18 protein-coding genes are annotated in these 21,026 nt (G+C 64.5%); 12 read left to right on the forward strand and 6 right to left on the reverse strand.

Annotated features, from left to right (window positions below):
• Nucleotides 1-118 precede the first annotated feature (118 nt).
• Together NGM06_RS21780 and NGM06_RS21785 are read left to right on the forward strand one after the other, a co-directional pair.
• A complete protein-coding gene (locus tag NGM06_RS21780; RefSeq protein WP_254270502.1) occupies nucleotides 119-1,228 on the forward strand; it encodes an ABC transporter ATP-binding protein in 1,110 nt (369 codons plus the stop codon).
• Entirely contained in the window at nucleotides 1,225-2,367 is a 1,143-nt protein-coding gene (locus NGM06_RS21785; RefSeq protein ID WP_254270503.1) for an ABC transporter ATP-binding protein, read from the forward strand. The genes NGM06_RS21780 and NGM06_RS21785 overlap by 4 nt, the downstream gene beginning before the upstream one ends.
• A 37-nt stretch (nucleotides 2,368-2,404) precedes the next feature.
• Here the strand turns inward: NGM06_RS21785 and NGM06_RS21790 are convergent, their stop codons facing one another.
• On the reverse strand, nucleotides 2,405-3,520 hold the full coding sequence (locus tag NGM06_RS21790; RefSeq protein WP_254270504.1) for a mandelate racemase/muconate lactonizing enzyme family protein: 1,116 nt from the start codon (nucleotides 3,518-3,520) through the stop codon (nucleotides 2,405-2,407).
• Nucleotides 3,521-3,642: 122 nt separating this feature from the next.
• Between NGM06_RS21790 and NGM06_RS21795 the strand changes: the two genes are divergently transcribed.
• Nucleotides 3,643-4,467, forward strand: a complete 825-nt coding sequence (locus tag NGM06_RS21795; protein ID WP_254270505.1) for a PIG-L deacetylase family protein — start codon at nucleotides 3,643-3,645, stop codon at nucleotides 4,465-4,467.
• A gap of 52 nt (nucleotides 4,468-4,519) precedes the next feature.
• Nucleotides 4,520-5,248 (forward strand): glutamine amidotransferase, encoded by a 729-nt coding sequence (locus NGM06_RS21800; protein ID WP_254270506.1) that lies wholly within the window; start codon nucleotides 4,520-4,522, stop codon nucleotides 5,246-5,248.
• Between the two features lie 14 nt (nucleotides 5,249-5,262).
• On the opposite strand, the gene NGM06_RS21805 is transcribed toward NGM06_RS21800, so the two are convergent.
• Nucleotides 5,263-6,267, reverse strand: a complete 1,005-nt coding sequence (locus NGM06_RS21805) for a hypothetical protein (protein WP_254270507.1) — start codon at nucleotides 6,265-6,267, stop codon at nucleotides 5,263-5,265.
• Between the two features lie 116 nt (nucleotides 6,268-6,383).
• Between NGM06_RS21805 and NGM06_RS21810 the strand changes: the two genes are divergently transcribed.
• Nucleotides 6,384-7,595 carry an aminotransferase class V-fold PLP-dependent enzyme gene (locus NGM06_RS21810; RefSeq protein ID WP_254270508.1) on the forward strand — a complete coding sequence of 404 codons (1,212 nt, stop codon included), beginning with the start codon at nucleotides 6,384-6,386 and terminating at the stop codon, nucleotides 7,593-7,595.
• A gap of 24 nt (nucleotides 7,596-7,619) precedes the next feature.
• Here the strand turns inward: NGM06_RS21810 and NGM06_RS21815 are convergent, their stop codons facing one another.
• On the reverse strand, nucleotides 7,620-8,687 hold the full coding sequence (locus tag NGM06_RS21815) for a glucose 1-dehydrogenase (protein WP_254270509.1): 1,068 nt from the start codon (nucleotides 8,685-8,687) through the stop codon (nucleotides 7,620-7,622).
• Between the two features lie 14 nt (nucleotides 8,688-8,701).
• Nucleotides 8,702-9,091: a Rid family detoxifying hydrolase gene (locus NGM06_RS21820; RefSeq protein WP_254270510.1), complete on the reverse strand. Its 390-nt coding sequence runs from the start codon at nucleotides 9,089-9,091 to the stop codon at nucleotides 8,702-8,704.
• Between the two features lie 722 nt (nucleotides 9,092-9,813).
• On the opposite strand from NGM06_RS21820, the gene NGM06_RS21825 reads away from it, so the two are divergent.
• The 5 genes from NGM06_RS21825 to NGM06_RS21845 all read left to right on the forward strand — a co-directional run bounded on the left by NGM06_RS21825 (nucleotide 9,814) and on the right by NGM06_RS21845 (nucleotide 16,935).
• On the forward strand, nucleotides 9,814-10,776 hold the full coding sequence (locus NGM06_RS21825; protein WP_254270511.1) for a transcription initiation factor IIB: 963 nt from the start codon (nucleotides 9,814-9,816) through the stop codon (nucleotides 10,774-10,776).
• Between the two features lie 779 nt (nucleotides 10,777-11,555).
• A complete protein-coding gene (locus tag NGM06_RS21830; RefSeq protein ID WP_254270512.1) occupies nucleotides 11,556-12,755 on the forward strand; it encodes a Cdc6/Cdc18 family protein in 1,200 nt (399 codons plus the stop codon).
• Nucleotides 12,756-12,961: 206 nt separating this feature from the next.
• Nucleotides 12,962-14,395: a dihydrolipoyl dehydrogenase gene (locus NGM06_RS21835; RefSeq protein WP_254270739.1), complete on the forward strand. Its 1,434-nt coding sequence runs from the start codon at nucleotides 12,962-12,964 to the stop codon at nucleotides 14,393-14,395.
• Nucleotides 14,396-14,582: 187 nt separating this feature from the next.
• On the forward strand, nucleotides 14,583-15,809 hold the full coding sequence (locus tag NGM06_RS21840) for an FAD-dependent oxidoreductase (RefSeq protein WP_254270513.1): 1,227 nt from the start codon (nucleotides 14,583-14,585) through the stop codon (nucleotides 15,807-15,809).
• A gap of 502 nt (nucleotides 15,810-16,311) precedes the next feature.
• Nucleotides 16,312-16,935 carry a hypothetical protein gene (locus tag NGM06_RS21845; protein ID WP_254270514.1) on the forward strand — a complete coding sequence of 208 codons (624 nt, stop codon included), beginning with the start codon at nucleotides 16,312-16,314 and terminating at the stop codon, nucleotides 16,933-16,935.
• A gap of 142 nt (nucleotides 16,936-17,077) precedes the next feature.
• Here NGM06_RS21845 and NGM06_RS21850 read toward each other — a convergent pair whose 3' ends face one another.
• Together NGM06_RS21850 and NGM06_RS21855 are read right to left on the reverse strand one after the other, a co-directional pair.
• A complete protein-coding gene (locus NGM06_RS21850; RefSeq protein ID WP_254270515.1) occupies nucleotides 17,078-17,599 on the reverse strand; it encodes a helix-turn-helix domain-containing protein in 522 nt (173 codons plus the stop codon).
• Between the two features lie 96 nt (nucleotides 17,600-17,695).
• Nucleotides 17,696-18,976: a YncE family protein gene (locus tag NGM06_RS21855; RefSeq protein ID WP_254270516.1), complete on the reverse strand. Its 1,281-nt coding sequence runs from the start codon at nucleotides 18,974-18,976 to the stop codon at nucleotides 17,696-17,698.
• Nucleotides 18,977-19,273: 297 nt separating this feature from the next.
• On the opposite strand from NGM06_RS21855, the gene NGM06_RS21860 reads away from it, so the two are divergent.
• Nucleotides 19,274-20,335, forward strand: a complete 1,062-nt coding sequence (locus NGM06_RS21860; RefSeq protein WP_254270517.1) for a DUF3179 domain-containing protein — start codon at nucleotides 19,274-19,276, stop codon at nucleotides 20,333-20,335.
• The gene (locus tag NGM06_RS21865) at nucleotides 20,328-20,945 is read left to right on the forward strand and encodes a hypothetical protein (protein ID WP_254270518.1); all 618 of its coding nucleotides are present in this window, start codon (nucleotides 20,328-20,330) and stop codon (nucleotides 20,943-20,945) included. The genes NGM06_RS21860 and NGM06_RS21865 overlap by 8 nt, the downstream gene beginning before the upstream one ends.
• The last annotated feature ends 81 nt before the right edge of the window (nucleotides 20,946-21,026 follow it).

The following is a 21,026-nucleotide window of genomic DNA, read 5'->3' on the forward strand; positions in this document are numbered from 1 at the left end:
CCACACGATTCATGTCCGCTTTCGACACCGCGACGCCGCCGCATCGCCGCGACGACCGAGACCGACCCGCGGAACCGACCGGCAGGGTCCGCGGAATCGCCGACCGGAGGTGACCCCCATGGCAACGGAACACCGACCCGCGAACGCGGACGACGACCGCGCCGACGAGGAGGTCATCTTGGAGGTACGGGACGCCAACGTCTCGTTCAGCACGGACGAGGAGGACTCTCGGGTCCTGCGCGACGTGAACCTCAGCGTTCGCGCCGGCGAAGCGCTCGGCGTCGTCGGGGAGAGCGGATCGGGCAAGTCGATGCTCGCCTCGGCGATGCTGGACGCCGTCGTCTCGCCGGGACAGGTGAGCGGCGAGGTCATCTATCACCCGCCGGATGGGACGCCCGTCGACGTCCTCTCGCTCTCGCGGGAGGAACTGATGGACCTCCGCTGGAACGAGATATCGTTCGTCATTCAGGGCGCTCAGAGCGCGTTCAACCCGACGATGGTCGTCGGCGACCACTTCGAGGAGACGCTCCGCGCGCACGACGCGGACGTGGACGAGGGCATGGAACGCGCCCGCGAACTGCTGGCCGACCTCTACCTGCCCGCCGACCAAGTGCTGAACTCCCACCCGCACGAACTCTCCGGCGGGATGAAACAGCGCGCGCTCATCGCGCTCGGACTCGTCCTCGACCCGAACGTCGTCGTGATGGACGAACCGACGGCCGCGCTCGACCTCCTGATGCAGCGGTCCATCGTCAGCATGCTGGAGAGCCTCCGGGAGAAGTACGACCTCACGCTGGTGTTCGTCACCCACGACCTGCCGCTGGTCGCGGACCTCGCCGACCGACTCGCCGTGATGTACGCCTTCGACCTCGTGGAACTCGGCCCGACCGACGAACTCATCGAGAACGCGGCCCACCCGTACACGCGCGCGCTTCTCAACGCGGTACCCAACATCTCCGACCGCGCGATGGACATCGAGGGCATCGAGGGGACCAGCCCCAACCCTGCCTCGCTGCCCGCTGGCTGTTCGTTCCATCCCCGGTGTCCGCTCGCGGACGAGACCTGCGAGCGGAACGACCCGGAGATGCGGGACGTGGACGCCGACCACGAGACCGCCTGTTTCCACTGGCAGGACGCCCGCGAGGAGGTCCCGCTGATGCTCGGCGATCCGGAGGACACCATCGACCGCGAGTACGGCGACGGGACCGCCGGAGGTGGGTCTCGATGAGCGACGCGGACGACGAACCGCTGCTGTCGCTCCGGAACGTGAGCGTCCACTTCGAGGACGAACAGCTGTTCGGTCTCGCGGGTTCGGAGACCGTTCACGCCGTCGACGACGTGAGCCTCGACGTCCACGAGAACGACGTGGTGGCGCTGGTCGGCGAGTCGGGGTGCGGCAAGACCACGCTCGGGAAGACCGCCATCGGCGTCCAGCGGCCCACCGACGGCGACGTGCGGTACCGCGGGCAGGACATTTGGGAGGCGAAGGACGCCAAGGGGTTCCTCGGCGGGGGAGACGTGACCCACTCGTGGGAGAAGATTCGACGGTCGCTCCAGATGATTCACCAAGACCCCGGAAGCTCGCTGAACTCGAACTTCACCATCGAGTCGATACTCTCCGCCCCGCTGAAGAAGTGGGAACCCGAGATGAGCGAGGCCGACCGCCGGGTCCGCATCTACGGGCTGCTCGAATACGTCGGCATGACGCCCGCGGAGGACTACGCCAGCCGATACCCCCACCAACTGTCCGGCGGCGAGCAACAGCGCGTCGCGCTCATCCGGGCGCTGTTGATGAACTCGGACCTCATCCTCGCCGACGAGGCCATCAGCGCGCTCGACGTGTCGCTGCGCGCGGAGATGATGGACCTCATGCTCGAACTACAGGAGGAGTTCGACACCTCCTACCTGTTCATCTCGCACAACCTCGCCAACGCGAAGCACCTCACCCAGCGGGCGGGCGGCCGCATCGGCATCATGTACCTCGGCGAACTCGTCGAGGTGGGAACTCCGGAGCAGATAATCCACGACCCACAGCACCCCTACACGAAGGTGTTGCTGTGGGCGACTTCGGACCTCCAGAACAGGTCGAAGGGCGTCTCGACGCCGCCGGTTCGGTCGCTCGACATCCCCGAACCGACCGACCCGCCCTCCGGATGTCGGTTCCACACGCGCTGTCTCGACGCGCGGGAGGTCTGCACGCGCGAGTGCCCGTCGCTCGAGGACCACGACGGCGACGGCCGACGGACCGCCTGCTTCCGCGCGGACCCGGACCACGAGTACTGGGAGAGCGAACCGCTCGACGGCGCGGAAACCGAAGAAAACGCGGCCGGTGACCGAGGCGAACGCGGCGCGGCCGGAGACGACTGAGACCGCCACGACCGACCGAACTCGGTCAGGTCTCCTCTCAATCGACGCGGTACTGCTCGACCTTCTGCTCGTCCACGTCGATGCCGAGTCCCGGCCCGTCGGGAACCGGGTACGCGCCGTCCTCGACCTCGAACGGGTCCTCGACGACGTAGTCGTCCCACCCGTAGTAGACGCTGTCCGGCGGCAGGTTGATGCCGGGCGTGCTGGCCACGGTGTGGAGCACCGCTGCGGTCTTGACCCCGAGGTCGAACCCGCAGTGGTGAGTGACCGAGACGCCCGCGTTGGCGGCCATCGCGACCTGTTCGCGGACGCGGAGGATGCCGCCTGCCGGGACGAGGTCCACGACGGCCACGTCGATGGCGTCGGCCTGCAGGAGGTATCGGAGGTTCCGCGGGAAGTAGGTGTCCTCGTTGACCGCGACGGGCGTCCGCACGCGGTCCCGGAGCGAGGCGTACGTGCCGTAGGTGTCGATGCGGACGGGTTGTTCGAGGTACTGGAGCAGGATGCCCTCCTCTTCGAGTCGGGTGGCGACCCGGACCGCGTCCTCGAACGACCACCCCTGATTGGGGTCGAGGCGGAACTCCAGTCGGCCGTCCACCTCGTCGTGCATCGCTCGGATTCGCGCCACGTCCTCGCGCCAGTCGGGGCCCGCCTTCGTCTTCAGCGTCGAGAAGCCGTGTTCGACCGCGCGTCTGGCGTACGTGCGCGACTCCTCGGGACCGAGAATTCCGAGGCACGTGGCGACGGGCACTCGGTCGCGGGTCTTCCCGCCGAGGAGTCGGTGGACGGGTTGGCCGACCGACTTGCCGAACGCGTCCCAGAGCGCGGTCTCGACCGCCCCGAGGAACGGCCGGACCTTCACGTACGGGAAGTAAAACGAGTCCACGAAGTCGCGTATCTCGCCGACCTCGCGGCCGACGAGTTCGGGGGCGACGACGTCGTCCATCACGGCCTTCGTCACTGCCGCGGACTTCATCCCGACGAGCATCTCGCCCCACCCGGTCACGTCGTCGTCGGTGTCCACCCTGACGAGCATGCGCGTGACGGACTCGACTTCGTCGTGATTGCTCACGTAGGGCGCGAGGCCGAGGTCGGATTCGAGCGGCGCTACGTCCATCTCCACCGGGATGGCGGTGACGTTCGTAATCGGCATACGTGTCCCTCGTAGCCCACCTACAAATAACTGTTACCGGACCGGAACCGACGGGCAACGAGCGACGACCGCGAGCCATTCGGGGCACAGCGTTTATACCGTCGCCGAACGAGGCGAAAACGATGCCAACCGAGACCGTTCGCGTTCTCGTCGTGGGCGCACACCCCGACGACTGCGACCTCAAAGCTGGCGGTGTCGCCTGCAAGTACGCCGACCGCGGCGACGAAGTACTGTTCGTCTCGATGACGAACGGCGAGGCGGGCCACCACGAACTCGCGGGCCGGGAACTGGTCGAGCGCCGCCGCGCGGAGGCCGAAGCCTCGGCGGCGGTCGCGGGTGCCGAGTTCGAGATGTTCGACGTTCCCGACGGGCGACTCGAACCGTCGCTGGAGAACCGCGACCGACTCGTTCGGACGATTCGAGAGTTCGGGCCCGACCTCGTCCTCACCCACCGACCGAACGACTACCACCCGGACCACCGGTACACGGCCCAACTCGTGCGGGACGCCGCCTACCTCGTCGCGGTGCCGAACGTCTGTCCGGCGACGCCCGCGCTCGACCGGAACCCCGTCTTCGCGTACCTGAGCGACGCGTTCGACCGACCGTACCCCTTCTCGCCGGACGTGGTCGTGGACGTGGACGACGTGGCCGACCGGAAGTTCGAGATGCTCGACTGCCACGAGTCCCAGATGTACGAGTGGCTTCCCCACGTCGAGGACGCGTTAGCGGAGGTCCCCGACGACCCCGACGCGCGGTTCGAGTGGCTTCGGGACGGCGGTCTGCCCCACGTCGAAGCGCTCGCGGACGTGTCGGACCGGTTCCGCGACGCGCTGGTCGAGCGCTACGGCGAAGACGGCGACGACGTTCGCTACGCGGAGGCGTTCGAGGTGAGCGAGTACGGCCGACCGCTGACCGACGACGCGGCCGAGCGTCTGTTCCCGTTCTGAAGAGTCGGCACCAGCGGTGTACTTATGCCGAGGGCGTTCGAGACGACGGACGATGACGAACGTCCTCCTCGCCGGAGAGTCGTGGGTGACCGTACAGTTCGAAATCAAGGGCCGAAACGTGCTGCAGGACAGTCAGTACGGCGAGGCCGCCGACCGGTTCGTCTCGACGCTGGAGGAGGTCGGCGCGTCGGTGACGTACCAGCCGTGTCACGTCGCGGCCGAGTCGTTCCCCCGAACGACGGCGGAACTCGACGAGTACGACCTCGTAATTCTCAGCGACGTCGGCGCGGACACCCTCCAGATTACGGACCGAGTCGCCGACGGCGACACCGACGTCGACCGGTGTGCGCTGCTCGCGGAGTGGGTCAGGGAGGGCGGTGCGCTCGGCATGGTCGGCGGCTACATGAGTTTCGCGGGGAAAGGCGGCCAAGCCCGGTACGGGCGGACGCCGGTCGCGGACGTGTTACCGGTCGAAGTGTCCGCGGGCGACGACCGGGTCGAGACGCCCGACGGGGCGGTTCCCCGGAACGAGGGCGTGCCGTGCGAAGACCTCCCCGCGGAGTGGCCCCACGTCCTCGGCTACAACCGGACCGTGGCGAAGTCGGACGCGGACGTCTGGGCCACGGTCCGAGGCGACCCGTTCCTCGCGGTCGGCGACTACGGCGACGGGAGTTCGTTCGCGTACGCGACCGACTGCGCGCCCCACTGGGCGCCCGAGGGACTGCTCTCATGGGACCATCTCCCGACGCTCTGGAGTCGCGTCCTCGACCGCGTGACGTAGCGGGTCGGTCGCGGTCAGGGGAGTTCGTCGAGGTAGGCGTTCCACACGGCCATCGGTTCCTCGCAGGCTATCTCCGAGATGGTCCGACAGCCGTCGTAGCCCCACACGAACACGCTGTCCGCGCCGCAGTCGAGCGCGGTCCGGGTCGCGGTCCGAACGTCGTCGGCGGCCGACTCGCCCGACAGGCCGAAGCCCTGAATCCAGAGTTGGCTCCGGAGACCGTGGTCGTCGGCGACCTCGACCAGTTCCTCGCCGAACCGCGCGACGTACTCGCCGGGGTCGGCGTCCTCGGTGAACGCCGCCCAGTAGGGGTCGGTCGCCAGCACGTCGATGTGGTCGCTCTCGGCCATCTGCGCCCAATCGCGCGGCCCGTGGTCGGCCGACTGGGTGGGCATGAGACAGACCGCGTTCTCCGCGCCCTCCGCGTCGGCAAGCGCCATCATCTCGTCGAGGAAGTCGAGCATCGAGTCCTCGCGGAACCGGGAGACGCGCTCGGTCTCGGTCGCCGGCATCGGTTCGTCGTACCGCTCGCGGTACTTCTCCCTGCAGTGGTCGCACCGACAGCACCACACGTCGTCGGGGTAGCCGTCCTCGTACCAGTGGACGTCGTGCCAGTGGGGTTCGTCCCAGAAGAGCACGTCCGCGCCGAGTCCGGCGGCGTCCTCAGTCCATCCGCGCACGAACTCCCGGAACGCCGGGTCGTTGAAGCAGGCGGCCGGAACCCGCTCGCCCGTGCTGAGTACCTGCCGGGAGTCGGAGTTGTGAGCCACGAACCGGGAGAACTCCTCGCCGCCGAAGACGCCGCCGACCGCCCACGGGTTGACGTACGTCGTCAGCCCTCGGTCGCGACTCGCCGCGACGATGTCGGCCATCGTCTCGCGGTAGAACGCCCGGTCGCGCTCGCTGAACGTGTGGAGGACGGCGTCGAGTCCGGCCTCGCGAAAGCGGTCCAAGTCCGCCGCCGCGTGTTCTGGGTCCTGTACGCCGAAGTAGCTCGTACCGGCTTCTGTGTCGGGCATGGAACGCGTCGTGCTACTGATGTACATCCGACAACAATGAACGTACCGGTGGGCGAGGGGAGGAGAGGGTCGGCGAACGCCGAACCTATTTAACGCAGGCCGCGCCAGACGTTCGTATGCCACCCGAGACCATCTACGAGGAGTTGGGCGTCCCGCACGTGGTCAACGCGACGGGGACGAAGACCCGCATCGGCGGGAGCCGAATCCGGCCGGAGGCCGTCGACGCGATGGCCCGCGCGTCGGAGGCGTTCGTGCGCCTCTCGGACCTGCAGGCCAGAGCGAGCGAACTGATAGCGGACGTGACCGGAGCCGACGCGGGCTACGTCGCGTCGGGCGCGGCGAGCGCGCTCGCGCTCGGCGCGGCGGCCTGCATCGCGGGCGACGACCTCGGGACGATGGCCCGCCTCCCCGACACCGAGGGCGTCGCCGACGAAATCGTGATGCCCCGGACCCACCGGACCGGCTACGACCACGCGCTCCGGGCCGCGGGCGCGACAGTCGTGGACGTCGGGACCAACGACAAGCACCTCGGCACCGGGTCCCGGAACGTCGAACCGTGGGAGATAGCCGACGCCATCGGCGAGGACACCGCGGCGGTCGCCTACGTCGAGAAGTCCTACACGGAGCCGCCGCTCGACGTGGTGTGCGACGTCGCCCACGACAACGGCGTCCCCGTAATCGTGGACGCGGCCGCCGAACTCCCGCCGACGAGTAACCTCTCGGCGTTCGTGGACGCGGGCGCTGACCTCGTCGCGTTCAGCGGCGGGAAGGCCGTCCGCGGCCCGCAGACGACCGGCATCCTCGCCGGGCGGGACGACCTCGTCGAGTCGGTCGCGGCCCAGCACCTCGACATGCACGCCGCCGAGCAGGTGTGGGAACCGGCGCGCGAACTCGTGGACCCCGAGGAACTGGGCGGCGTCCCCCGACAGGGTATCGGTCGGCCGATGAAGGTCGGCAAGGAGGAACTCGTCGGCCTGATTCGCGCGCTCGAACTGTTCGTCGAGGAGGACCACGACGCCCTCGCCGAAGAGTGGCGCGAACGCGCGGAGCGAATCGCCGCCGACCTCGGTTCTGTCGCCGGGTTCGCCACGTCGCTCACGGCAGACGACAAGACCGCCGTCGCGCCCGAAGTCGTCGTCTCGGTGGACCCGGACGCCGCCGGCGTCTCGGCGGCCGACGTGGTGGGCGGACTCCGCAGCGAGGAACCCCGCGTGTTCGTCGGCGCGGACGCGCTCCCGGCGGGCGAGTTCACGGTCAACCCGATGTGTCTCACCGACGCGGAGGCCGACTACGCCGTCGAACGCATCGCCGCGCAAGTCGAAGAGTGAGGCAGTCGAAGTCCGCGACGGAGGCTACAGCGCGTCGAACTCCACGACGGTCTTTATCACGTCGTCACCCGTCTCGAACGCTCGCTCGACCTCGTCGGGACCGTAGACGCCGGTGACGAGTTCGTCGGTGAACCACTCGGGGAACGCAGCGAGCGACTCCTCGGCCGCCTCGTACTGCTCGACGTTGGAGTTGACGCTCCCGAGCAGCGTCTTGTTCTGCAACACCATCTCGCGGTGGATACGGCCGCCGTCGAGTTCGACGGTCCCGTCCGAGGGGATGCCGAGCAGTGCCCCGACGCCGTTCGGCGCGAGCGCAGTCACCGTCTCGAACGCGTGGGGCGCGTGGCCGGTTGCCTCGTAGACGAAGTCCATCGCCTCGTGGGCGTCCGGGACCTCGGGAAGCGGCGTCTCGCGCGAATCGACGTACGTCGCGCCGAGGCGCTCGATTATCTCTATCGTCGGGTCGGGACGGTCGCGCCGACCCAGACAGTAGCACCGCTCGAAGTCGTCGCGTTCGACCAGCATCGCCAGCGTCAGGAGACCGAGCGGTCCGTTGCCGAGAACGAGCGCGGACTCGGGGTCCCACTCGAACGCCGACCGACTGGCGTAGGCGTGTTCGAGCGCCTTCTCGGTGTTACTGACCGGTTCGACGAGGAACCCGGTGGTCGCGAAGTCGTCGGGGACGCCGACGAGGAACCGCTCGCTGCTGGTGAAGTAGTCGGCCATGTAACCGTGTGCGCCGACGATGCCCCGTTCGAGGTACGCCCCGTCGGGAGCCATGTCGGGTTCGCCACGCTCGAAGTAGTCGTTTTCTTCCCCCGGCGGCCGCCGGACCGTCGGGACGACGAGGTCGCCCGCGTCGAATCGGGTCCCGTTCGGGTCCTCCACGACCCCGACCGCCTCGTGGCCGAGGATCTGGTAGTCCGCGCCATCGGGAAAGCCGCCGTGGCTCCCGCCGACGACTTCGTGGTCGGTGCCGTCGATGCCGACTCGAAGCGTCCGAACCAGCGCTTCGCCGGGGTCGGGAGTCGGTTTCGGCACGTCGATGACTCGGGGCGTCGATTCGCCGCGCCGAACTGCGATGGCTCTCATCGGTCGGTCACTCCTCACTCCTCCGTCCCGCGGGCGCTGGCGACGACTTCGATTTCCACCCCGATGTCGATGGGGAGGTCTTCGACTTGGACCGCGCTCCGGGCGGGATACGGCGGCGACATGTACTCGGCGTACACCTCGTTGATTGCGTCGTAGTCGTCCATGTCCTGCACGAAGACGGTCGCTTTCACCACGTCGTCGAGCGAGCGGTCGGCCGCCGCGAGGACCGCATCGACGTTTTCCAGCGTTCGCTCGGTCTGTTCCTCGATGGTGTCGCCGACGATGTCGCCGGACTCGGGGTCGACCGGTCCCTGCCCCGAGACGTATATCCGGTCCCCGTCGCGGACGCCCTGCGAGAACGGGCCGATGCTCGGCGGCGCGGCGTCGGTGCTAATTTCCTCCATCGGTTCCCTCCGGTCGGGTGCGGGGAGTCGGTGTCGTCGTTCGTGCGTCGCTGCGGCGGCGGGCGAACGACGGACTAACTGCTCGTGCGGTCTCCAGTCTGCGTACCGTCATCAACCGTGTCATCAGACCGCGGAATTATAAAACCAATCCACGATTTGTAACACGGATTTCGGATTTGCAGCCGGGTCAGCGAAAGATAGTATTGGCCATAAAACACAATCCTATAAAATCGTCCCTTTTAATTTATGATATCGTATTTTAGCGCCCAAGAGCACATAATACCTATCCCTTTTCTGGCTCTGGATTGCAATATAGAAGTGATTCACGCGTTTTTGGTGAGAAAGCAAATTCTAGCTACCAGAGTTCGCGTATAATTGGGGGAGTAGTAATAAATCTCTTGTAGGGCTAAGCAGAGTTCACACACTCTAATAAGAAGTATTACCAAGCAGATGGTTATTTTATCACGAGTGGCCAGCTTACCGAAAAGTGGCAGAGTATTGTTTTATTTTCCCATTATTAATGCGTTGGAGGACCGCGCCGAACGACCGACCCGTAGACCACCTGTTGACAGTCGGCCGCCAAGTCACTCCAGTTTTCGCGGCCCAGCAAATGTCACGAACAATCTCGAACGAGTGTCGAGAGTCCGTCTCGTGATAAACAGCCGAGCCTATTCAGACCGTACTTATTAAACGGACGAGAACCTGTACTAGAATACGATTAAATGGTTCGCCTGAATCGCCAACAAGAGAGCGAGGAAGAACACACCTCCGAAGAGGAGGGTGAAACGGAAACGCAGTCCTGTCCGGAGTGTGACTCGGAGAGTCTCGTAACGAGCGGGGATGGCAACGAAATCGTCTGCGAGGACTGTGGGCTGGTCCTCGAGGAACAGACCATCGACCGCGGGCCGGAGTGGCGCGCGTTCAATCACAGCGAACGCCAGAGCAAGAGTCGGGTCGGTGCGCCCACGACCAACACGATGCACGACAAGGGCCTGACGACCCAAATCGACTGGAAGAACAAGGACGCCTACGGTCGCTCGCTCTCGTCCGAAAAGCGAAGCCAGATGAGTCGCCTGCGAAAGTGGCAGGAGCGAATTCGGACGAAGGACGCGGGCGAACGTAATCTGCAGTTCGCACTGAGCGAAATCGACCGCATGGCTTCGGCGCTCGGCGTCCCGCGGTCGGTTCGAGAGGTGGCGTCTGTCATCTATCGGCGGGCGCTGAACGAGGACTTGATTCGGGGGCGCTCCATCGAGGGGGTCGCCACGAGTTGCCTCTACGCTGCGTGCCGCCAAGAGGGTATCCCGCGGAGTCTGGAGGAGGTATCGGAGGTTTCCCGGGTCGAGCAGAAGGAAATCGGGCGAACGTATCGGTACGTCTCGAAGGAACTCAGCCTCAAGATGGAACCGGTCGATCCCAAGGAGTACGTGCCACGGTTCACCTCCGAACTCGGCGTCAGCGAGGAGGTCAAGATGAAGGCGAACGAAATCATCGACGAGACCGCCGAACAGGGCTTGCTCTCGGGGAAGTCGCCGACAGGGTTCGCGGCCGCCGCGATCTACGCCGCGTCGCTGCTCTGTAACGAGAAACAGACCCAACGCGAGGTCGCCGACGTGGCCCAAGTCACCGAGGTCACGATACGGAACCGGTATCAGGAACAGATCGAAGCGATGGGCATCCACTAAACCACGAGAGCACGCATCGTGTAGCAAATCAGGCCGAATCCCGGTTTCCGGGAGTTTAGACGAGTTATTCGGGCGGACGGCGGGAATATTCTCGCGGGAGAGAGTACGTTTCGAGTGTTCCGGCGTGTCGCGACGCGGGTCGAACTGGTCAGTCGAACTCGACGTCGGTCGGGTCCGAGACACGGACAGACAGTACGTTTCGAGTGTTCAGGTCGTGGTGGGATGGTAGCTCTGCAGGCAGAGGGGGACAGGGAGTACATTTCGAATGTTCCACGACAGATGGTTCCCGACTTACAGAGATTCCATTCGTACAGATTCTCCTAGGGAAGAGACAGAGAGTACGTTTCGAGTGTTCAGAGACGACCACTCAGCGGCTAGTCCATCACTCGAAGAGAGACAGTACGTTTCGAGTGTTCAGATAGTTCGTTGTCCGACCCAGCGAAGAGGGAAAAGGAGAGAAAAGACCGAGAAAGAAAAAGGGAGAGGGAGAGAGTACATTTCGAGTGTTCCATTCTACTGGAGGAGTGGAGGTTAGCGGTGAAGTGAGGATTTCACCGGTAGGAAAGAGAGTACGTTTCGAATGTCTACGCCGCAACAACCCTTTGATATATGTTTTAAATCTTTCGGTAGCGGCAAACCGGTTTTAGAGCCTCCTCACCCACGTAATCTACGACGGAACACTCGAAATGTACTCTCTCTATCCGGTTTATAGAAAACGAACACTCGAAACACTCGAACCGTACCTTTATGTGGGAGGAAAGAAATGTCCATCTATACTCATGGCCGGGCTGTTCGACGAGGTAACTGAAACCCTCTTCGCAAACAAAACCGTACTGGAAGAGGAGTACGAACCAGACACCATCCTCGAACGAGAAGACGAAATCGAGGAGTACAAAGACGCACTGAAAGACGTCCTCTTCGGTCGAAACCCATCGAACGTGATGCTCTACGGGAAAGCGGGCGTCGGCAAGACCGCAGTCACGACGTACGTCCTCGACGAACTCCAACAAGCAACCCGCGAACGCGAACAGGCCGACACCCTCTACGTCCATCGACACAACTGCAACGACGACACCGTGTTCTCCGCAGTCCGAGCACTCGTCAACCAACTGCTTCCCGAAGACGAGAAGCAGTTTCCGAAGAAGGGGCTATCGACGGCCGACGCTCGCGAAGAACTGTACGCGCAGTTAGAACGCGTCGGCGGTACTCACCTCGTCGTCCTCGACGAAATCGACCACCTCGCCGAAGCCGACGACCTGTTGTACGAACTCCCGCGAGCGCGAGCGAACGGACACCTCGACGCCGCCAGAATCGGCGTCATCGGTATCAGTAACAACTACACCTTTCGAAATCAGCTCTCCTCGAAGGTCAAAGACACCCTCCGCGAGGAGGAGATCTCGTTCTCGACGTACGACGCGACCGAACTCCGGACGATTCTCTACGACCGCGCCGAGAAGGCGCTCGTCGACGACGGCTACACCGACGGCGCCGTCGGGAAAGCCGCCGCACTCGCCGCCCAAGACACGGGGAGCGCCCGGCAGGCCATCGACCTGCTCCGGAAGGGCGGGGAGATAGCCGAGCGTGAAGACGCGGCGACTATCGAAGACGACCACATCGACCGCGCTCGCGAGGAAGTGAAACGCGGCCGTCTCCGCGACAAAATCGCCGACCAGTCGTTACACGCTCGACACGTCCTCGAAGCCGTGGCGCACATCGAACACAACGGCGACACGCCCGTTCGGACCAAAGACGTGATGAAGACCTACCAGCGTATCGCCGACGAACGCGGTGACGACCCCCTCACGACGCTGAAGAGCATCCAGAACCACCTCTCGGATCTGCAGATGCTCGGCTTCCTCATCCGCCACGAAGTGAACAAAGGCCAGAGCGGAGGCTACTACTACACTCACGAACTCGACATGGAACCGGACGTCGTCTTCGAGGCGTGCAACGAACTCGACAAGGAAGACGCGGTCTAACCGACTCCCGAGGACCTCTCTAATCCTTCTAGAACTGAAACCTAACTACTCAACCTAGTACGAAAATCCCCATTGTCTGTAACAGATGTCTGTTATCATTCTCCGTAGCTATTATCTAATGTCCACCCGTGTCGTATCGGCGAGAACGAGCGCGGCGACAGCTTTCATCACTCCCGCGCGTCTCGTTAGCGAACATGGTGGAGAACATGGAGGAGTTCGACTTTCTCGTCATCGGTTCGGGGTCGGGTCTCGACGTGGCGAACGTGGCGGCGAATCAGGGGCAGTCCGTGGCCGTCGTGGAAAAAGGCCGACTCGGCGGGACGTGTCTCAATCGCGGCTGTATCCCCTCGAAGATGTTGCTCTACCACGCGGATATCGTCGAAACTATCGAGCGCGCCGAGGAGTTCGGCATCTCGGGAGAGGTGACCGACGTCGCGTTCGAGGACATCGTCCGGCAGGTCAACGACGAGGTACACGGCAATGCGGCGTCTATCCGTGACGGGTTGGAGTCGTCGCCCCAACATCACTTGTTCGAGGGCGAGGCTCGCTTCGTGGACGAGCGTACGGTCGAGGTGACTAGCGGCGAGGACGACGGCGCTCGCCTCCGCGCGGATACCGTTCTTATCGCCGCGGGGTCCCGCCCGTGGATACCCGGCGTCGAGGGTATCGAAGACGTCGATTACCTCACCAGCAAGCAAGCGCTCCAGTTGGTGGAGCCACCGGACCACTTGGTCGTCGTCGGGGGCGGATACATCGCGGCGGAACTCGGTCACTTCTTCGGGACGTTCGGCAGCGACGTGACCATCATCGGCCGCCGACCGAACCTGCTTCCGTCCGCCGACGAGGAAGTTGCGGAGGCGTTCACCGAGGGCTACGCCGAGCGGTTCGACGTGTACACCGGTCACGAAGTGATTGCCGCGTCCGAGTCCGACGGGGACATCACCGTGAACGCGCGAACGTATCCGCGCAAGCAGGGCGAGGACCCCGACGAGACCCTGAGCGTCACGGGCGACGAACTGTTGGTCGCGACCGGTCGGACGCCGAACTCCGACACGCTGAACCTCGACGCGGCGGGTGTCGAGACCGACGCCGACGGGTTCGTCGAGACCGACGAGTACCTGCGGACCACCGCCGACGGCGTGTGGGCGCTGGGAGACATCGTGGGCGAGTACCTGCTGAAGCACAACGCCAACCACGAGGCCCAGACCGTCGCGCGGAACGTCTTCGGCGACGAACGCCGACCGATAGATTACACCGCGATACCGTTCGCGGTCTTCGGGTCGCCCGAGGTCGCCGGAGTCGGTGCGCACGAGGAGGCGTTACGGGCGGCCGACCGCGAGTACGCGACCAACACGTATCGGTACGAGGACACCGCCCGGGGCGACGCGATGCACGCCGAGGGGTTCGTGAAGGTACTGGTCGATTTGGAGGGCGAGATTCTCGGGTGTCACATCATCGGGCCGGACGCCTCGTCGCTGATTCAGGAGGTCGTCGTGGCGATGAAAGCCGGGACGGGGACCGTGCAGGACGTTCGGGAATCGGTCCACGTCCATCCCGCGCTGCCGGAGGTCGTCCAGCGGGCGTTCACCGGGCGGTTCTCACCCGGCGGCGGTAGCCAGCACGAGCACCACCACGATTAGCGACCGTCTGAGTGTGACCGACCACCTCGGCGAATCGGTAGCGACTGCCGGTTCCGAGACGTCGCGGTCAGAGGGGCACGACTACACCGACGGTCGGCAGGCGGCCTCCGAGTAGCTTTCGTGTCCGCCGTCCGAGTAGCAATCGGGTCCGCCGTCAAGAACTTACCTGCGTACTCGAACCGAACGTATGGAGTCGCCGACTGTCCTCGTCATCGGTGGCGGTGCGACCGGGGCCGGAATCGCTCGCGACCTCGCGTTCCGTGGCGTAACCGTCACGCTCGTCGACCGCGGCGGACTCGCCAGCGGGACGTCCGGTCGTTCGCACGGCCTGTTACACAGCGGGGCGCGTTACGCCGATTCCGACCCCGTCGGCGCCGAGGAGTGCATCCGAGAGAACCGCGTTCTCAAGCGAATCGCGGGAGACTGTCTCCGCGACACGGGCGGGTTGTTCGTGCAACTCGCTGGCGACGACCCCGAGTACTTCGAGACCAAACGAGACGCCTGCGAGGCGGTCGGTATCCCGACGACTGTTCTGGACGGCGACGCCGCCAGAGATGTCGTCCCGGACCTGTCGCCCGACGTGGAGCGTGTAATGCGAGTGCCAGACGCCGTGGTCTATCCCTCGCGACTGGTCGCCGCCAACGCGGCCGACGCCCGCGACCACGGGGCGACGATTCGCACTCACGCCCCGGTCGAAGGAATGACCGTCGCCGACGGGCGCATCGCTGCGGTCGACGTCGGCGGGGCCATCGACGACCGAATCGAACCGGAGTACGTCGTCAACGCGACCGGTGCGTGGGCCGAACGAATCGCTGCGATGGCAGGCGTCACCGTCGAGATGCGACCGACGCGGGGCGTGATGGTCTCGGTCGAGTACGACCGCCTCGGCCCGGTGTTGAACCGCTGTCGGCGACCCGACGACGGAGACATCATCGTACCCCACGACTCGGAGGTGGTCCTCGGGACGACTAGCGTCAGCGTGGAGGACCCCGACGACTACTCGACCGAAGCGTGGGAGGTCTCGGACACGGTTGCAGAGTGTGCCGCCATGCTTCCGCCGGTCGCCGACGCGCCGACGCTCAGAACGTGGTGGGGCGTGCGCCCGCTGTACGGCCCAGACGAGAAAGCACGCGGCGGCCGCGGTATCTCCCGCGGGTTCTTCCAGTTGGACCACGCCGCCGACGGCGTCGAGAACCTCGTGAGCGTCGTCGGCGGGAAACTGACTACGTACCGCCGGATGGCGGAATCGACCGCCGACCACGTTTGCGACCGGTTGAACCTCGACGCCGACTGCCTGACGGCGGACCGCCGCCTTCCCGGCGCGGACGACCCGGATCGACTCGACGCGTTCGTCGCGGAGTTCGACGGAGGAGGCGTGACCGACGCCGACGTGATCGATACACCGGAACTGTAGCGGAGGGCGTGACACCGTGATGGGCCACGCGGTTCTTCCGTCTCCGTCGCCTACTCCCGACGCCGTGAACGGACCAAACTCCGCTAGTGGCACGTTCCGACCGCCTAGCACCGAGACCAACGACTGGCCTTGGGTGTCCGACGATGCCGACAACCGTCACACCGAGTGCGAGTTGTGCCAGTCGAACACGACGACCAGCATGGCGTACGGTATGCGCGTCTGTCGGACCTGCGAGCGGACGTACCTCCCGTGACGCGCCGGTGATTCGCGACGCACGGCTATCCTCTCTCGGGTCGAACGATCTCTCTCGGTCGGCCAACTCGACTCGTCGGTTTCGACTTCCCCGAGCGAAGGCGATAGCGCGGCGCAAAGCGCCGCATGAAAAGTCCGTTGAGAGTCGTCCCATATTTAAAATTCACCCTCACGTTCAGAATGGCATAGGACATCTAGTTTTAATTCGACCAACATTTAATACGGCGGGAGAGTTGATACAGTAATATCCGTGATTCGCTTGGAACTGCGGAAACTGCTCGAAGAAAAGACCGGGGCTCTCCTTTTGATTGCGGGAGGACTCCTAATAGTCCATGTTGTGGGGCCGAGTTTTCCGGATTTCGTCGGGTTCACTGACCCGGAGAGACTACCGGGATGGACTAGCTTTGTTTTTTCCGCCGCGTCGGTTGGACTCATCGGGCGTGCACTCCCATTCGTCGCTTTGGTCGGCCTGTATCACCGTCTGACTGCCGAGACTCCTCGGTTAGCAGTTGTGGGTGGCGCTCTGATGGCACTCACACCAATTTTATATCTGGTCGGCCTCCTAACTATTCTGATTGGTCCAGTTCCCAAATTGCTGTATCTCCTCTGGCTCAGTCCGCTGCCGTACGTAGTAGGGACTGCGTTTTTCGGGCTAGCTTTCTTCTGGAAAGACGGTTCCGTCCGGTTCGTCGGTGTTCCATTACTTCTTTTCTCGGGGAGGTGGACGCTGCTATACGCTATCGGTCTGAAAACCGGAGACGTGCCGGGATGGTTTCCGTCCGGCGAATTGCTCGCCGTATCTTTGGTTACGATGGGTTACCTCCTCTACACTAGTTCGACTACCCGCGACAGCGGTGCTCCCGCCGGTAGCTAACCGGCCACGTATCCGTGCTTCACCAGTCCTCTAATCCGGGACAGCATCATGTAATATCTGGTCGTCGATGCTCGGAATGGCGTCCCGTGGAACGACTTGTCGGACGTTCATCGGAGAGGATTCGGAAGTGAGACTGAAAACCTTACCTGTCCCAGTAGATACTGGTCGATTCGTTGTCGTCGGAATCGGCTCGGGCTAACGCGGCTACCTTCTCGCGGTTGATGTCCTCCACGAGTTCGAGTGCCTCGTTCATCCACACGTGGAGACCGACGGTCAGTCGCTGGCGGACCTCCTCGACGTCCACCGGCGAGTAGACGTGGACGTAGCCGCCGTCCGAGAGCAGGCGCTGGCGTTTCTCCAGTAGACCGATGTCGGTCAGGTGATTCAGTTGCCTGCTGACGGTGCTTCGGTCTAGGTCGAGGCGGTCGGCGAGTTCTCCCGCGGTCGATTCTCCGTCCTCCATGAGGAAGACGCAGATGTGTATTCCCGTCTCGGAGATGCCGAAGACTTCGCGCAGAACCACCGCTAACTCCGGACGCTCGATTGCGGATGCGTCCGTGGACGGTCGTTGCTCCTCGCCGGAATCGGACGCTGCGCTTCCGAACGAGACGCTCCCGCAGTGCTGGCATTTATGCACCTCTCGCTCTTTGTCAGTTGTTCCCATGGGCGAGCGTTAGCTACGGAGAACCAAGTTCGTTTGGTGAGTTCGAGGTAAGTGGGGTCGTCCTACCCGCCACCGAATTCCGCAATACGCGATTCGTTACAGTCGATGGCCGCAGGCGCAGTTCCCGATGCAGTAGGTCGTCCCGGCCTCGGATAGCTCGACGCCGAGCGTCGCCATCGTCCCCAAGAGATTCCCGACGGCGTCTTCTTCGGGACGAACGGTCGCAGCCGTCGCACCGTAGGGTTTCGACCCGACCGGAATCGTCGCGGTGACATCGCCGCTCGGGTGGTCGATGACCTTCACCTCGTCGCTCGTCTGTACGGGCACGTAGAGCTGTTCGCGGTCCGGTCCCCACGTCCCGACGAACGCCGACCCGCCGAGGTCGATGCGGTTCGTCACCGTACCGGCGTCGATATCGAGTACGGTGACGTCGTTCGAACCGGGGGTGAACACGTACCCCGTCCGTGAATCGGGACCGATTTCGCTCGTGAGTGGACGCTTGCCGAGTCCGTCGTCGCTCGTCAATCGCACCCTCTCCGTGGGGGACGCCGGGTCGCTGACGTCCCAGATGCTCTCGGTACCGGTCGCGCCCTCGTCGTGCTCTACGAGCATCACGTCGCCGTTCCACGCCGCCGTCCCCATCCACGGCCGGGCGGCGTCCGCCTCGCCGGTCGGCGCGACCGATACCTGCGTCGCGAGTTCGAACGCTTCGACGTCGATGACCGAGAGGGTGTCCCCGAAGATGTCCGGCACGTAGGCGTACTCGCCGTCGGGGTGGATAGTGACGTCGCAGGGTCCCGGCCCGTCTCTGTCCCCGCGACCCCCTTCGTCGGTGCGGTCGAGTTCGCCAGTGACCTCGCCGAACGACTCGGACGCCGGGTCGGCGTCGATTCGATACTGGGTGTGGGCGGGTTCGCGGGCGCTCACGACGAGGTGGCTCCCGTCGGGCGTGAGTTCCTGCCAGTTCGCGCCCGACCCGGTCTCGACGGCCGCGACTTCCGACAGCGATCCGACTTCCACCGCCCGCACGCCGCGGTCCACGTTGAGCCACAGCGGGTCGGTCGGAGCGTCGGTCAGCGTCGGTGCGAACTGGTTGGACGGGAACGACGCCGTCACACCGACGTGCGGCGTGGCGACGACTTCGTTGTTGGCAGTGTCGATGATACCGACCGTCTTCTCGCCCGTGTTGAACACGAAGACCGTTCCGTCGCGGGTGTCCGTCTCGGCCGGACCGGACGACGAACCGGCACATCCGGCGGTCACGGCGGTGCCAGCGGCCACCGAACCGGACAGTAGACGACGACGAGAGACGCCCGTCTCCCGGGACTGTCGGTCCCGATTCGGGTACAGGTGGGCGCGCTCGGAGTTGTCGGTCATCTTGTTCGCTGTACCACGCCGTCCGTTCACATCAGGGTGCCGTTCCCGTCAACCGACGCCGCGGCTATCGCCAACGTCCGTGATTTCGATGGTTCGCTCTCTGTCTGTGCAGACGGACAGACGACTCGATAGTCGCGAGACGCCGCGAATCGCTTTGTCGGTCTCCCGAACCATCTGCACGACCGTACGGATACATCAGCTCGTAGACGAACTGATTCTGAGAGGTCACGTATCTGGCTGTGATTGGGACGGACACACCCGTAGTAGTGTTAACATCACTCGCGACCGAGTACCGGTATGGTTCGCACCTCACGGCGGACGTTCCTGCTGGGAACAGGCGCTTCGCTCGCGGCCACGGTCGGAACCCGTAGCCGACCTGCGTCAGCACGACAGCGAGACGATGGAGCGGTACCGCTCGCGAACGAGCAACTTCTGGTCGAGTACCCGCTGAAGAGACTCCGGAACGAGGTCGTGTCGGGCGGCCCGCCCAAGGACGGTATCCCGTCGATAGACGACCCGAAGTTCACCGGCGTCGCCGACGCCGACGAGCGACTCCAACCCGGCGACATCGTCTTCGGCGTCGCGAAGGGAGACGACGTCAAGGCATATCCCCAGTACATCCTCGTCTGGCACGAGATTACGAACGACACGCTCGACGGGACTCCCGTGAGCGTCACCTACTGCCCGCTCACGGGAACCGCGCTGGGGTTCGAACGCGGCGAGACGACGTTCGGCGTCTCGGGGGACCTCCTCAACAACAATCTCGTGATGTACGACCGGGCCACCGATAGCCGATGGCCGCAGATGCTGGGCACCGCCATCGAAGGCGCGCACGAAGGCGAGTCGCTCCGGGAATTTCGGCTGGTCTGGACCACTTGGGAGCAGTGGAAGCGACGCCATCCGGAGACGGAGGTCCTCTCCGAGGACACCGGCTACATCCGGGATTACGGCGGCGACACCTACGGCACGTACAATCCGCGCGGGGGCTACTACACGAGCAGTAACACGTTGTTCGACCGGCTTCAGAACGACGACCGATATCCACTGAAGAAGGTGGTCCTCGGGGCGCGAACGCCCACCGACGCGACGGCGTTCGTCGAAGACGCCCTGCGAAAACGGGGTCTCGTCGAAGGGCAACTCGGCGACTCGCCGGTCGTCGCGGTGTACGACTCCGCGCTCGATACCGCGTACATCTACCGTACACCGGACAGTGCGTCGATAAACCGAAAGAACGGGGCGGTCGCGGTGAACGGGTCCACCTACTCGCCCGCCGACCTCCCCCTCGACCGCGTGTACGGGTACGATGCGATGTGGTTCGCTTGGGTGGGAATGTACCCGAATACGGGAGTTCATGACTAGACAGAAACCCACGGTCGAGGACCGAACGACTCTCCACGGGCGAATCGGGATGACGGTCTCGCGTACTCGCTTCGCGATTCAGACGGCCCTTCGGCGGCGCGACTCGATGGCAGTGTTCGCGGGTTCGTCGGTCGTCTACCTCGCCGCCTATCTGACTGCGGTTGGACACCTGTCGCTCGGTGGTAGCGGCATCGACCTGCTCGTCGTGGACGACCCTCTGTCGCGGGCCTTCGAACCCATCGGCTACGGGCAGTTCGAACCCATCGCCCGACTCGAACTCCCCGTCGCCACCGTCCTGTTCTCACCGGTGAACACGCTCGTCGGTCTCGGACTCGCGGGGTTGGTCGGGGTGAACCTCGCGCTCACGTACCTCGCGTGGCGGCAACCGCAGGCCTGCGGGTTCGCGTCGTCCTCGACTGGGGCCTTGGCAGGACTGCCGGCGTTACTGTCCGGGGCAGCGTGCTGCGGACCGGTAGTGCTCATCGTTCTCGGTGTACAGGCGTCCGGGGTGCTGTTGACCGCGTTCGACGTCTTGCTCCCCGTCGCCGCGGTCCTCCTCGTCGGAAGCCTCCTGTGGGTCGGCCGGAAGATAGACCCGTCGTCGGTGTAGCAGCGTCCGCGCGACAAGTGCTGCCACCATCTATCCGCTCTCGACGCTGCCTTCGAGGTTCTCCCGGGACGACCCCAACCG

Source organism: Halorussus aquaticus (assembly GCF_024218795.1).
In the GTDB taxonomy this organism is placed as follows: domain Archaea; phylum Halobacteriota; class Halobacteria; order Halobacteriales; family Haladaptataceae; genus Halorussus; species Halorussus aquaticus.

What these genes read in the sequence shown, in the direction of transcription:
- NGM06_RS21780 (WP_254270502.1), top strand. Translation starts at nt 119, where the DNA reads ATGGCAACGGAACACCGACCCGCGAACGCGGACGACGACCGCGCCGAC.
- NGM06_RS21785 (WP_254270503.1), top strand. Translation starts at nt 1,225, where the DNA reads ATGAGCGACGCGGACGACGAACCGCTGCTGTCGCTCCGGAACGTGAGC.
- NGM06_RS21790 (WP_254270504.1), bottom strand. Translation starts at nt 3,520, where the DNA reads ATGCCGATTACGAACGTCACCGCCATCCCGGTGGAGATGGACGTAGCG.
- NGM06_RS21795 (WP_254270505.1), top strand. Translation starts at nt 3,643, where the DNA reads ATGCCAACCGAGACCGTTCGCGTTCTCGTCGTGGGCGCACACCCCGAC.
- NGM06_RS21800 (WP_254270506.1), top strand. Translation starts at nt 4,520, where the DNA reads ATGACGAACGTCCTCCTCGCCGGAGAGTCGTGGGTGACCGTACAGTTC.
- NGM06_RS21805 (WP_254270507.1), bottom strand. Translation starts at nt 6,267, where the DNA reads ATGCCCGACACAGAAGCCGGTACGAGCTACTTCGGCGTACAGGACCCA.
- NGM06_RS21810 (WP_254270508.1), top strand. Translation starts at nt 6,384, where the DNA reads ATGCCACCCGAGACCATCTACGAGGAGTTGGGCGTCCCGCACGTGGTC.
- NGM06_RS21815 (WP_254270509.1), bottom strand. Translation starts at nt 8,687, where the DNA reads ATGAGAGCCATCGCAGTTCGGCGCGGCGAATCGACGCCCCGAGTCATC.
- NGM06_RS21820 (WP_254270510.1), bottom strand. Translation starts at nt 9,091, where the DNA reads ATGGAGGAAATTAGCACCGACGCCGCGCCGCCGAGCATCGGCCCGTTC.
- NGM06_RS21825 (WP_254270511.1), top strand. Translation starts at nt 9,814, where the DNA reads ATGGTTCGCCTGAATCGCCAACAAGAGAGCGAGGAAGAACACACCTCC.
- NGM06_RS21830 (WP_254270512.1), top strand. Translation starts at nt 11,556, where the DNA reads ATGGCCGGGCTGTTCGACGAGGTAACTGAAACCCTCTTCGCAAACAAA.
- NGM06_RS21835 (WP_254270739.1), top strand. Translation starts at nt 12,962, where the DNA reads ATGGAGGAGTTCGACTTTCTCGTCATCGGTTCGGGGTCGGGTCTCGAC.
- NGM06_RS21840 (WP_254270513.1), top strand. Translation starts at nt 14,583, where the DNA reads ATGGAGTCGCCGACTGTCCTCGTCATCGGTGGCGGTGCGACCGGGGCC.
- NGM06_RS21850 (WP_254270515.1), bottom strand. Translation starts at nt 17,599, where the DNA reads ATGGGAACAACTGACAAAGAGCGAGAGGTGCATAAATGCCAGCACTGC.
- NGM06_RS21855 (WP_254270516.1), bottom strand. Translation starts at nt 18,976, where the DNA reads ATGACCGACAACTCCGAGCGCGCCCACCTGTACCCGAATCGGGACCGA.
- NGM06_RS21860 (WP_254270517.1), top strand. Translation starts at nt 19,274, where the DNA reads ATGGTTCGCACCTCACGGCGGACGTTCCTGCTGGGAACAGGCGCTTCG.
- NGM06_RS21865 (WP_254270518.1), top strand. Translation starts at nt 20,328, where the DNA reads ATGACTAGACAGAAACCCACGGTCGAGGACCGAACGACTCTCCACGGG.